The following is a 12,611-nucleotide window of genomic DNA, read 5'->3' as shown; positions in this document are numbered from 1 at the left end:
GAACGCCATTACTGGCCAGCTGACAGATGCACGCTAACCGAGGATTAGAGAATGGCTGATATTACCGCTGCTCTGGTAAAAGAACTGCGCGAGCGCACTGGCGCTGGCATGATGGATTGTAAAAAAGCACTGACCGAAGCCAACGGCGACATCGAGCTGGCGATCGAGAACATGCGTAAATCTGGCGCGATCAAAGCCGCTAAAAAAGCAGGCAACGTTGCTGCTGATGGCGTGATCAAAACCAAGATCGACGGCAACTACGGTGTGATTCTGGAAGTAAACTGCCAGACTGACTTCGTTGCTAAAGACTCTGGTTTCCAGGCCTTCGCTGACAAAGTGCTGGATGCGGCTGTTGCCGGCAAAATCACTGACGTTGATGTGCTGAAAGCACAGTTCGAAGAAGAGCGCGTTGCACTGGTTGCTAAAATCGGTGAAAACATCAACATTCGTCGCGTGTCTTCTCTGGAAGGTGACGTGCTGGGTTCATACCTGCACGGTGCACGTATCGGTGTTCTGATCGCGGCTAAAAGCGCTGACGAAGAGCTGGTTAAGCAGCTGGCAATGCACGTTGCTGCCAGCAAGCCAGAATTCGTTAAGCCTGAAGATGTGTCTGCTGAAGTGGTAGAGAAAGAGTACCAGGTTCAGCTGGACATCGCCATGCAGTCTGGCAAGCCGAAAGAAATCGCAGAGAAAATGGTTGAAGGCCGTATGAAGAAATTCACCGGCGAAGTTTCTCTGACCGGTCAGCCTTTCGTCATTGACCCAAGCAAAACTGTGGGCCAGCTGCTGAAAGAGAAAAATGCAGACGTGACCAACTTCATCCGCTTTGAAGTGGGCGAAGGTATTGAGAAAGCTGAGACAGATTTCGCGGCAGAAGTCGCGGCGATGTCCAAGCAGTCTTAATCGCTTAAGAAGAACCGCCAGATGGCGGTTCTTTTTTGCCTGTCTTCCGACAGCGCATTTTCAGTCTCATCCCAATAGTATTTGTCTGATGCTTTTAGGATGATACCGCACACAGTTAACACCCCTTTTCGACGATATCTTCCAGGAAAAATACCATGGCGACCAATGCAAAACCCGTATATCAACGTATCCTGCTTAAACTGAGTGGCGAAGCACTGCAAGGTGCTGAAGGCTTCGGTATCGATGCCAGCGTGCTGGATCGTATGGCTCAGGAAGTGAAAGAACTGGTAGAGCTGGGCATTCAGGTAGGTGTGGTCATCGGCGGGGGGAATCTGTTCCGTGGTGCGGGCCTGGCTCAGGCCGGGATGAATCGCGTTGTTGGCGACCATATGGGAATGCTGGCGACGGTGATGAATGGCCTGGCGATGCGTGATGCGCTGCATCGTGCTTATGTCAACGCCCGTCTGATGTCAGCGATTCCATTGAATGGCGTGTGTGATAATTATAGCTGGGCAGAAGCCATTAGCCTGCTGCGCAACAACCGCGTGGTGATTTTCTCCGCCGGTACCGGTAACCCGTTCTTTACCACTGACTCCGCAGCCTGCCTGCGCGGTATCGAAATCGAAGCCGATGTGGTGCTGAAAGCGACCAAAGTTGACGGTGTTTACTCTTCCGATCCGGTGAAGAACCCGGATGCTGTCCTGCACGATCAGTTGACCTATACTGAAGTACTGGATAAAGAACTGAAAGTGATGGACCTGGCCGCCTTTACCCTGGCGCGTGACCATTCACTGCCTATCCGCGTGTTCAATATGAACAAGCCGGGCGCACTGCGCCGCGTGGTGATGGGCGAAAAAGAAGGCACGCTGATTACGCATTAATATCAGTCTGCGGTTAAAAGGGTTAAAATAAGGTATATTCTGCCTGTCAGGATTATCTTTAAATGTATTTGAACGGCTTCTGGCGATGCCAGAGGCTGGTGGATCAAACAGATTCCAAGGGTTCCCACGTGATTAACGACATCAAGAAAGATGCAGAAACGCGCATGGAAAAATGCGTCGAGGCATTCAAAAACCATATCAGCAAAATTCGCACCGGCCGTGCGTCGCCGAGCATTCTCGACGGTATCATGGTGGATTACTACGGTTCAGCGACGCCGCTGCGTCAGTTGGCCAGCGTCACGGTGGAAGATTCCCGTACGCTGAAAATCAACGTTTTTGACCGCTCAATCAGCGCCGCCGTTGAAAAAGCGATTATGTCTTCTGACCTGGGCCTGAACCCTATGTCAGCAGGGACGGATATTCGCGTTCCGCTACCCGCACTGACTGAAGAGCGTCGTAAAGACCTGATCAAAATCGTGCGCGGTGAAGCCGAGCAGGGTCGCGTGTCTGTGCGTAACGTGCGTCGTGATGCAAACGACAAAGTGAAAGCGCTGCTAAAAGATAAAGAGATCAGTGAAGACGACGATCGCCGTTGTCAGGAAGACGTTCAAAAAATGACCGACGTGTTTATCAAGAAAATTGACAGCGCGCTGGCCGAGAAAGAAGCGGAGCTGATGGACTTCTGATCCCATCTTCCTCCCGGTAAACGCCGCACAGATTGCCGTTCGAACGAAGGGCTGGTCTGGCGGCGTTTTGCGTTTGTTAACTCTCCCGGCAACAGGGTATTCTTCTCCTGAGCGGGTTTACGCAGAGCAATCTCATGAAGCAATTGACCATCCTCGGATCGACCGGATCCATCGGCACCAGCACGCTGGGCGTGGTGCGCGCTAACCCCCATCTGTTCGCCATTAAAGCACTGGTTGCCGGGCGTAACGTCGAACTGATGGTTGAGCAGTGTCTGGAATTCCGCCCCGCCTATGCCGCTATGTCCGATGTTCAGTCGGCGGACGCGCTGCGACTTCGTCTGAAAGATCTGCATGTGGACACAGAGGTGCTCAGTGGGGATCAGGCTTCCTGTGACCTTGCCGCGCTGGACGATGTGGATCAGGTGATGGCCGCGATTGTGGGTGCGGCAGGATTATTACCTACCCTGGCGGCAATTCGCGCCGGAAAACAGGTTTTACTGGCCAATAAAGAGTCGCTTGTCACCTGCGGCCGCCTTTTCCTGGAGGCCGTCAGCGCCTCGAAAGCCCAGCTGCTACCTATTGATAGTGAGCACAACGCCATTTTTCAGAGTTTGCCTGCTTCCCTCCAGCAGCAGTTAGGGTACGCTTCTCTCGAAGATAATGGCATTGACAGTATTATCCTCACGGGGTCGGGTGGCCCGTTCCGTGACACGCCGCTGGCAGAATTAGGTCATATGACACCGGATCAGGCGTGTGCACATCCGAACTGGTCGATGGGGAGAAAAATCTCCGTTGATTCGGCCACCATGATGAACAAAGGCCTGGAATATATCGAAGCCCGCTGGCTGTTTAATGCGACTGATAAGCAGATGGAAGTGGTTCTGCATCCTCAGTCTGTCATCCATTCGATGGTGCGCTATCGGGATGGCAGTGTGATTGCCCAGCTTGGATCGCCGGATATGCGTACCCCTATCGCGCACGCAATGGCCTGGCCGCAGCGCGTGACTTCGGGCGCTCAACCGCTTGATTTCACCCGAATGTCGGCCCTGACCTTCGCTGAACCTGACTTCGCGCGCTACCCCTGTCTGAAACTGGCTATTGATGCCAGTATGACGGGGCAGGCGGCGACCACGACGCTGAATGCGGCAAATGAAATCGCCGTTGCGGCGTTTCTCGCATCAGCGATCCGCTTCACCGATATTGCGGCATTAAATGTCGCGGTACTGGAGACGCTGTCTTGTCAGGAGCCTCAGAGTGTTGACGAGGTCATTGCTATCGACCATGAAGCCCGTGCTGCGGCACGCGCCTTATTGCCCCGTTTTGCGGCTGGTCGGGTCAGCGCGATTTAACGCGTCGCCATTTGTGAGCGCTGGGCGGAGGTGGTATAGTCTTGCCCCACCGTTCCGGTATCACGGCGTGATTTAGCAGGTAAACTTGCGCAATCGCACGCGCTTTACGCCGGGCAGGTGAGATATTTCAGAAGCCGTTGCATACCCAACGTCGTTGGTGCTGAAGCAAGGCGGCAGGTGCAGGAACGTTCGGATGCTTAAGCAGTTAAGTGGCCGGGGTGAATGCGGCAGCCCCTGCGGTAGCAGCTTCAAATATGAAGGGTATATTTCTGAATAAGGAAATAGTTACGCATTATGTCGTCCGAAAATAAATTACAAACCGATGACCAGCAGGGGACAGGCCCCCGCCATGTGGCCATCATTATGGATGGCAACGGCCGCTGGGCTAAAAACCAGGGCAAGCTGCGTATTTCTGGTCATAAAGCGGGAGTGAAATCCGTGCGGCGCGCCGTGAGTTTTGCGGTCAGCAATAAACTTGATGCGCTCACGCTTTATGCCTTTAGTAGTGAAAACTGGAATCGTCCTCATCAGGAAGTTCTGGCACTGATGGAATTGTTCGTCTGGGCACTCGACAGCGAAGTGAAAAGTCTGCACAAGCATAATGTCCGGTTGAAAATTATCGGTGATATCAGTCGGTTTAACTCCCGTCTCCAGGAGCGTATTCGCCGTGCTGAGGAACTTACTCAACAAAATAATGGACTAACACTCAACATTGCTGCGAATTATGGCGGACGTTGGGATATTATCCATGGAGTCAGAAAAATAGCAGAACAGGTACAGGAAGGGCTTCTTCGTCCGGACCAGATCGAAGAAGAGACGCTTCACCCCTATCTCTGCCTGAATGAACTGGCACCTGTGGATCTCGTAATAAGGACCGGGGGAGAGCATCGGATTAGTAACTTCCTGCTTTGGCAAGTTGCCTATGCAGAGTTTTGGTTTACCGATACTCTTTGGCCTGATTTTGATGAACAAGTTTTTGAAGGTGCACTGAATGCGTTTGCACAACGAGAGCGTCGGTTTGGCGGCGCAGCACCCGGCGGCGCCTGAGCGCACTGGGGGTAATCTTTGCTGAAGTCTCGCCTGATTACCGCGTTTATATTGATACCTATCGTCATTGCAGCCCTCTTTTTGCTGCCGCCGCTAGGGTTTGCCATCACTATTTTAGCGATCTGTATGCTGGCCGCATGGGAATGGGGTCAGTTTGCAGGCTTTGCTGCGCGCTCTCAGCGCGTCTGGCTGGCTTTGCTGTGCGGCCTGCTGCTGGCCTTTATGCTGTTTACGCTCCCGGCGTACCAGCATTCAGTGCATCTGCCTCAGATTGGCGGTGCCCTTTGGGTATCGCTGGGATGGTGGATAGTGGCGCTGCTGCTGGTTCTCTCCTATCCCGGTTCTGCCACATTCTGGCGTCATTCACGCGTGCTGCGTCTGATCTTTGGCTTGCTGACCATTGTCCCGTTCTTCTGGGGAATGCTGGCTCTGCGTCAGTATCACTATGACGTTGACCACTATGCCGGTGCCTGGTGGCTGTTGTACGTGATGTTCCTCGTCTGGGGAGCCGATTCCGGGGCTTACATGTTTGGTAAGCTGTTTGGCAAGTATAAGCTGGCGCCGAAGGTCTCCCCGGGCAAGACCTGGGAAGGTTTCTTTGGCGGTCTGGTCACCTCGGCGTTAATTTCCTGGCTGTTCAGCGTGTTTGCTCCGTTGCAGGTACCGCTATCGACGCTGCTGATTTGCTCCATTATTGCTGCGCTGGCGTCGGTGCTCGGGGATTTAACCGAAAGCATGTTCAAACGTGAAGCTGGCATTAAAGACAGCGGCAGTCTGATCCCTGGCCACGGCGGCATTCTTGACCGTATTGACAGCCTCACGGCGGCCGTTCCGGTGTTCGCCTGCCTGTTATTGCTGGTCTTTGGGACGCTGTAGGGAAACATTATGTTGAGCATACTCTGGAGTTTTGCTGCCTTTATCGTTGCGCTGGGGATTTTAATCACCGTGCATGAGTTCGGCCATTTCTGGGTCGCCCGCCGCTGCGGCGTGAAAGTCGAGCGCTTCTCCATCGGTTTTGGTAAGGCACTGTGGCGACGCCGTGACAAGCAGGGCACAGAGTATGTTATCGCGCTGATCCCCCTGGGCGGGTACGTCAAGATGCTCGACGAACGCGTCGAAAGCGTGCCGCCTGAACTTCGCCATCAGTCCTTCAATAATAAAACGATCCTGCAACGCGCCGCGATTGTCAGCGCTGGCCCTGTGGCGAATTTCATCTTTGCTATTTTTGCCTACTGGCTGGTGTTTATTATCGGCGTCCCCGGCGTGCGCCCGGTTGTTGGCGAAATAGTGAGCGGTTCGCCCGCCGCTGAAGCTCAAATTACCCCAGGCACGGAACTTAAAGCCGTTGACGGTATCGAAACGCCTGATTGGGATGCTGTGCGAATGGCACTGGTAGCGAAGATTGGCGATCAGCACACCACCTTCACCGTAGCTCCGTTTGGCAGTGATAACACCCGTGATAAGACGGTGAATCTTCAGGGCTGGCAGTTTGAACCCGACAAGCAGGATCCGGTCACATCACTGGGCATCCAGCCCCGGGGTCCTCAGATCGAATCGGTGCTGGCGCAGGTGCAGAAAGATTCAGCAGCAAGTCGAGCGGGTTTGCAAGCCGGCGACAGGATCGTTAAAGTCGATGGTCAGCCTTTGGAGCACTGGCAGAGTTTTGTTGCCACGGTACGCGAGAATCCGGGCAAAAACATACCCATTGAGGTGGAACGGCAGGGCAGCACCGTCGATTTGACGCTGACGCCAGACGTTAATCCACACAACAAGGCAGAAGGGTTTGCGGGCGTGATACCGCGCATTATTCCGCTACCTGAAGAGTACAGAACGGTGCGCCAGTATGGCCCGTTTGCGGCAATCGGTGAGGCCAGCGCGAAAACCTGGCAACTGATGAAGCTGACGGTAAGCATGTTAGGCAAACTGATTGTCGGTGATGTGAAGTTGAACAATCTCAGCGGGCCGATTTCAATCGCCCAGGGTGCTGGGATGTCAGCGGAATATGGTTTGATCTACTACCTGATGTTCCTCGCTCTGATTAGCGTGAATTTAGGGATAATCAACCTGTTCCCACTGCCGGTGTTAGATGGTGGTCATCTGCTGTTCCTGTTGATTGAGAAGATCAAAGGAGGGCAGGTTTCCGAGCGAGTTCAGGACTTCAGTTATCGTATCGGCTCGATTGTGCTGGTGCTGTTAATGGGGCTTGCGCTATTCAATGATTTCTCAAGGCTATAGTTTGCCAGTCGGTAAGCTGTTCGTGAGAACCAGTTAGGAAGAATGCATAAAAACGATGGCGATGAAAAAGTTGCTCATAGCGTCGCTGCTGTTTAGCAGCGTAACCGTATACGGTGCAGACGGATTCGTAGTGAATGATATTCATTTCGAAGGCCTGCAGCGAGTCGCCGTCGGTGCGGCATTGCTCAGTATGCCTGTCCGCGTTGGAGACACTGTCTCTGATGAAGATCTCAGTAACACCATTCGTGCACTGTTTGCGACCGGGAATTTCGAAGATGTTCAGGTCCTGCGCGACGGCAATACGCTGATCGTCCAGGTGAAAGAACGTCCGACGATTGCCAGCATCACTTTCTCCGGTAACAAAGCGGTGAAAGAGGATATGCTGAAGCAGAACCTGGAAGCGTCAGGCGTGCGCGTAGGTGAAGCACTGGATCGCACCACCATCTCCTCGATTGAGAAAGGGCTGGAAGACTTTTACTACAGCGTCGGTAAATACAGCGCCAGTGTGAAAGCGGTGGTTACCCCACTGCCACGCAACCGTGTCGACCTGAAGCTGGTCTTCACCGAGGGCGTGTCCGCTAAGATCCAGCAGATCAACATCGTGGGTAATAAAGCGTACAGCTCTGATGAACTGATCTCGCGCTTCCAGTTGCGTGATGAAGTGCCATGGTGGAACGTGGTGGGCGATCGTAAATACCAGAAGCAGAAACTCGCTGGTGACCTTGAAACCCTGCGCAGCTTCTATCTGGACCGCGGCTACGCCCGATTCAATATTGATTCGACTCAGGTCAGCCTGACGCCGGACAAAAAAGGTATCTACATCACCGTTAACATCAATGAAGGCGATCAGTACAAGCTTTCTGGCGTCGCGGTGAGCGGTAATCTGGCAGGACACTCAGCGGAAATTGAAACCCTGAGTAAAGTCACGCCGGGCGAACTGTATAACGGGTCGAAAGTGACCCGCATTGAAGACGACATCAAGAAGCTGCTGGGCCGTTATGGCTATGCGTATCCGCGCGTGCAGACGCAGCCTGAAATCGATGACGCTAACAAAACCGTTAAACTGCGTATTAATGTCGATGCGGGCAACCGTTTCTACGTGCGTAAAGTCCGCTTCGAAGGGAATGACACTTCGAAGGATTCGGTTCTGCGCCGCGAAATGCGTCAGATGGAAGGGGCATGGCTGGGCAGCGATCTGGTTGAGCAGGGCAAAGAGCGTCTGAATCGTCTGGGTTACTTTGAAACCGTTGATACAGAAACTCAGCGCGTTCCGGGCTCACCCGATCAGGTTGACGTCGTCTACAAGGTGAAAGAACGTAACACCGGTACGCTGAACTTCGGCGTCGGCTACGGCACCGAAAGCGGTGTCAGCTTCCAGGTTGGCGTGACTCAGGATAACTGGCTGGGTACCGGTAACACTGTCGGCATCAGCGGCACCAAGAACGACTACCAGACCTATGCTGAGTTCTCACTGACCGATCCGTACTTTACGGTCGACGGTGTCAGCCTGGGCGGACGCGTCTTCTACAACGACTTTAAAGCGGATGACGCCGACCTGTCAGACTACACCAACAAAAGTTATGGTGTAGACGGCACGCTGGGCTTCCCGGTGAATGAAAACAACACGCTGCGCGTGGGACTGGGCTATGTGCATAACAGCCTGTCTAACATGCAGCCGCAGATCGCCATGTGGCGTTACCTGCGTTCTGTCGGGCAGAATCCGAGCCTTTCCGGTGACGAAGATTACTCGGCAGATGACTTCACCTTTAACTATGGCTGGACGTATAACACCCTCGACCGCGGGTTCTTCCCGACGGCAGGTAACCGTACCAACCTGAACGGTAAAGTGACCATCCCGGGCTCCGATAACGCCTTCTACAAAGCGACGCTGGATACGCAACAGTATCTGCCGCTGAATCAGGATCGTACCTGGGTGCTGTTAGGTCGTGGACGCGTGGGCTATGGTGATGGCCTGAGCGGTAAAGAGATGCCGTTCTATGAGAACTTCTATGCCGGTGGCTCCAGCACCGTTCGTGGCTTCCGTTCCAATAACATTGGTCCTAAAGCCGCCTACCTGAACAACGGTTCTTCTGATTGTTCAGGAAGTGATGTGAATCGTGTCTGTAATTCTGATGATGCTATCGGTGGTAACGCCATGGCCGTGGCCAGTGCAGAGCTGATCACCCCGACGCCGTTCCTGAGTGAGAAGTATGCTAACTCAGTACGTACGTCACTGTTTGTGGATGCGGGTACGGTGTGGGACACCAAATGGGAAAACACGGCAGCCACGCGTGCAGCCGGTATCCCGGACTACAGCGATCCGAGTAACATCCGCATGTCAGCCGGTCTGGCACTGCAGTGGATGTCACCTCTGGGGCCGCTGGTGTTCTCCTACGCCCAGCCGTTCAAAAAGTATGATGGAGATAAGGCCGAACAGTTCCAATTTAACATTGGTAAAACCTGGTAATTCGGACCTGCAGGGAAGCACAGCAAGAGAGTATCGCGCTTACCGCGGTGTCTGAGACAACCAACGTAAGCGCAACCTATGTGTCCGTGACACAAACGTTGATGGTAAGGAGTTTTATAGTGAAAAAGTTGTTGTGTGCCGCAGGTCTGGGTATTGCTCTGGCGGTTTCCGCTGGTGCTCAGGCTGCTGATAAAATTGCAGTGGTGAACGTTTCCAGCATTTTCCAACAGTTACCAGCGCGTGCGACCGTTGCGAAACAACTGGAGAACGAGTTCAAAGGCCGTGCAACTGAGTTGCAGGGTATGGAACGCGATCTGCAAACCAAAATGCAGCGTCTGCAGCGTGACGGCTCTACCATGAAGGCGTCTGAACGTAGCCGCATGGAAAAAGACGTGATGGCTCAGCGTGAAGCGTTCTCAACCAAAGCGCAGGCTTTCGAGCAGGACAATCGCCGTCGTCAGATGGAAGAGCGTAACAAAATCCTGAGCCGCATTCAGGACGCCGTGCAGAAAGTGGCTGATAGCGAAGGTTACGACGTCGTTATTGACCAGAACGCGGTTGCCTATGCTGCTAAATCTAAAGACATCACTGCTGATGTTCTGAAACAGGTTAAATAAGTCATGTCTTCAATTCGACTGGCTGATTTAGCCCAGCAGTTGGATGCAGAATTGCACGGAGATGGCGATATCGCCATCTCCGGCATTGCTTCTATGCAATCCGCCCAACCTGGTCAGATCACGTTTCTATCAAACAGCCGTTACCGCGAGCAGCTCGCAGCCTGTCAGGCTTCAGCCGTGGTGCTCACTGAAGCGGATCTGGAATTTTTCCCTGGCGCAGCGCTGGTGGTTAAAAACCCGTATCTGACCTACGCCCGTATGGCCCAGTTGCTGGACACTACCCCGCAACCGGCTAACCATATCGCTCCTGGCGCGGTGATCGACCCCAGCGCGCAGCTAGGTCAGCACGTTTCGATCGGTGCCAACGCGGTGATCGAATCTGACGTGGTCCTTGGTGACAACGTGGTGATCGGCCCGGGATGTTTTATCGGGAAAAGAACCAAAATTGGTGCCAGAACGCGTCTCTGGGCCAATGTCTCTGTCTACCATGAAATTGAAATCGGTGCTGACTGTCTGATTCAGTCAGGCACGGTGATTGGTTCTGATGGCTTCGGATACGCTAACGATCGCGGTAACTGGGTGAAAATTCCACAGTTGGGTACGGTGATTATTGGCGATCGTGTAGAGATTGGTGCTTGTACCACCATCGATCGCGGTGCTCTTGATAACACCCATATAGGGAATGGTGTTATCATAGATAACCAGTGCCAGATTGCACACAACGTGGTGATTGGCGACAATACCGCGGTGGCCGGTGGTGTTATCATGGCTGGTAGTCTGAAAATTGGTCGCTACTGCATGATTGGTGGTGCCAGCGTGATTAATGGTCATATGGAAATATGTGACAAAGTTACCGTCACAGGGATGGGAATGGTGATGAGGCCAATCACTGAACCTGGAGTATACTCTTCCGGGATTCCGCTACAGCCCAATAAAACCTGGCGCAAAACGGCAGCCCTGGTGATGAACATCGATGAAATAAGCAAGCGCTTAAAAGCCATCGAACGCAAGGTCGGTAAAGACGACTAAGCACGTTAACACCAAGCTGCGCCGCTTTCATAAATAGAATAGGCGGAAGCGTAAGCGTACAGATATAATTTGCGGCCTGCAGACGATTGGATGATCGTTGCGGGCCGTGTCATTGATGCCATCAGAATTTTTAGGACAGGAAGAGTATTTTGACTACTGAAACTCATACTCTGAAGATTGAAGAGATTATTGAACTTTTACCGCACCGTTACCCGTTCTTGCTGGTTGACCGCGTGATTGAGTTTGAAGAAAACAAGTTTCTGCGTGCGGTAAAAAACGTCTCGGTTAACGAACCGTTTTTCCAGGGCCACTTCCCTGGTAAACCGATTTTCCCCGGTGTGCTGATTCTGGAAGCAATGGCACAGGCTACGGGTATTCTGGCGTTTAAAAGCGTTGGGAAACTTGAGCCGGGCGAGCTGTACTACTTTGCCGGCATCGACGATGCGCGCTTCAAGCGTCCGGTTGTGCCTGGCGACCAAATGATCATGGAAGTCACTTTCGAGAAAACCCGCCGTGGTGTGACGCGCTTTAAAGGTGTGGCCACCGTAGACGGTAAAATTGTCTGCGAAGCAACGATGATGTGTGCTCGCAGCCGGGAGGCTTAATTCGTGATTGATAGCACCGCCGTAATTCACCCCAGCTCGATCGTAGAAGAAGGCGCCGTGATTGGCGCTGGTGTCCAGATTGGTCCGTTTTGCACGGTGGGTGCAAACGTTTCGATCGGCGAAGGCACGGTTCTGAAGTCTCACGTAGTGGTCAATGGTCATACCGTTATTGGTAAAGACAACACCATCTACCAGTTTGCTTCAATTGGTGAAGCGAATCAGGATCTGAAATACGCTGGTGAACCGACACGAGTTGAGATCGGCGACCGTAACCGTATCCGTGAAAGCGTCACTATCCATCGTGGTACGGCGCAGTCCGGTGGGTTGACGAAAGTGGGTGATGACAATCTTCTGATGGTCAACGCTCACGTTGCGCACGACTGTGTTGTGGGAAGCCACTGCATTCTGGCGAATAACGCCACCCTGGCCGGTCATGTTACCGTTGACGACCATGCGATTATTGGTGGTATGACGGCGGTGCATCAGTTCTGCATTATCGGTGCTCATGTCATGGTGGGTGGCTGTTCGGGTGTCGCGCAGGATGTTCCTCCTTACGTGATTGCTCAGGGTAACCACGCGACACCGTTTGGTATCAACCTGGTCGGGCTGAAGCGTCGTGGTTTCAGCAAAGATGCGCTCCATGCGATTACCGCGGCGTACAAACTGTTGTACCGCAGTGGGAAAACGCTGGACGAAGTGAAACCGGAGATCGCTGAGATCGCCCAGGCACATCCGGAAGTGCAGCCGTTTTACGACTTCTTTGCCCGTTCTACAAGGGGTCTGATTCGTTAA

The 12,611-nt window shown here is 53.2% G+C and carries 12 protein-coding genes; all 12 read left to right on the top strand.

Annotated features, from left to right (window positions below):
* Nucleotides 1–51: 51 nt before the first annotated feature.
* The 12 genes from tsf (at nt 52) to lpxA (ending at nt 12,611) form a co-directional block, all read left to right on the top strand.
* Nucleotides 52–903 (top strand): translation elongation factor Ts, encoded by an 852-nt coding sequence (gene tsf / locus ACZ3HG_RS16665; protein WP_062747115.1) that lies wholly within the window; start codon nt 52–54, stop codon nt 901–903.
* A 155-nt stretch (nt 904–1,058) separates the two neighbouring features.
* Nucleotides 1,059–1,784 carry a UMP kinase gene (pyrH, locus tag ACZ3HG_RS16660; RefSeq protein WP_062747112.1) on the top strand — a complete coding sequence of 242 codons (726 nt, stop codon included), beginning with the start codon at nt 1,059–1,061 and terminating at the stop codon, nt 1,782–1,784.
* A gap of 128 nt (nt 1,785–1,912) precedes the next feature.
* A complete protein-coding gene (gene frr / locus ACZ3HG_RS16655; protein ID WP_191934086.1) occupies nt 1,913–2,470 on the top strand; it encodes a ribosome recycling factor in 558 nt (185 codons plus the stop codon).
* A 134-nt stretch (nt 2,471–2,604) separates the two neighbouring features.
* Nucleotides 2,605–3,819, top strand: coding sequence for a 1-deoxy-D-xylulose-5-phosphate reductoisomerase (gene ispC, locus ACZ3HG_RS16650; protein ID WP_191934085.1), 1,215 nt, complete (start codon nt 2,605–2,607; stop codon nt 3,817–3,819).
* A gap of 294 nt (nt 3,820–4,113) precedes the next feature.
* Nucleotides 4,114–4,866 carry a (2E,6E)-farnesyl-diphosphate-specific ditrans,polycis-undecaprenyl-diphosphate synthase gene (ispU, locus tag ACZ3HG_RS16645; protein WP_062747107.1) on the top strand — a complete coding sequence of 251 codons (753 nt, stop codon included), beginning with the start codon at nt 4,114–4,116 and terminating at the stop codon, nt 4,864–4,866.
* An 18-nt stretch (nt 4,867–4,884) separates the two neighbouring features.
* Nucleotides 4,885–5,742 (top strand): phosphatidate cytidylyltransferase, encoded by an 858-nt coding sequence (gene cdsA / locus ACZ3HG_RS16640; protein WP_465333463.1) that lies wholly within the window; start codon nt 4,885–4,887, stop codon nt 5,740–5,742.
* Nucleotides 5,743–5,751: 9 nt separating this feature from the next.
* Entirely contained in the window at nt 5,752–7,101 is a 1,350-nt protein-coding gene (gene rseP / locus ACZ3HG_RS16635) for a sigma E protease regulator RseP (protein ID WP_191934083.1), read from the top strand.
* 55 nt (nt 7,102–7,156) lie between these two features.
* Nucleotides 7,157–9,568 (top strand): outer membrane protein assembly factor BamA, encoded by a 2,412-nt coding sequence (bamA, locus tag ACZ3HG_RS16630; RefSeq protein ID WP_191934082.1) that lies wholly within the window; start codon nt 7,157–7,159, stop codon nt 9,566–9,568.
* A 119-nt stretch (nt 9,569–9,687) separates the two neighbouring features.
* The gene (gene skp, locus ACZ3HG_RS16625; RefSeq protein WP_062747096.1) at nt 9,688–10,185 is read left to right on the top strand and encodes a molecular chaperone Skp; all 498 of its coding nucleotides are present in this window, start codon (nt 9,688–9,690) and stop codon (nt 10,183–10,185) included.
* Nucleotides 10,186–10,188: 3 nt separating this feature from the next.
* A complete protein-coding gene (gene lpxD, locus ACZ3HG_RS16620) occupies nt 10,189–11,214 on the top strand; it encodes a UDP-3-O-(3-hydroxymyristoyl)glucosamine N-acyltransferase (RefSeq protein WP_465333461.1) in 1,026 nt (341 codons plus the stop codon).
* A 149-nt stretch (nt 11,215–11,363) separates the two neighbouring features.
* Complete coding sequence (fabZ, locus tag ACZ3HG_RS16615) at nt 11,364–11,819, top strand: 3-hydroxyacyl-ACP dehydratase FabZ (RefSeq protein ID WP_062747091.1); 456 nt, start codon at nt 11,364–11,366, stop codon at nt 11,817–11,819.
* A 3-nt stretch (nt 11,820–11,822) separates the two neighbouring features.
* Nucleotides 11,823–12,611: an acyl-ACP--UDP-N-acetylglucosamine O-acyltransferase gene (lpxA, locus tag ACZ3HG_RS16610; protein WP_191934080.1), complete on the top strand. Its 789-nt coding sequence runs from the start codon at nt 11,823–11,825 to the stop codon at nt 12,609–12,611.

This window comes from Erwinia sp. PME.40.26/001 (assembly GCF_055556675.1).
The sequence above is the reverse complement of the archived record's forward strand: the minus strand, read 5'-3'. Positions and strand labels throughout refer to the sequence as shown.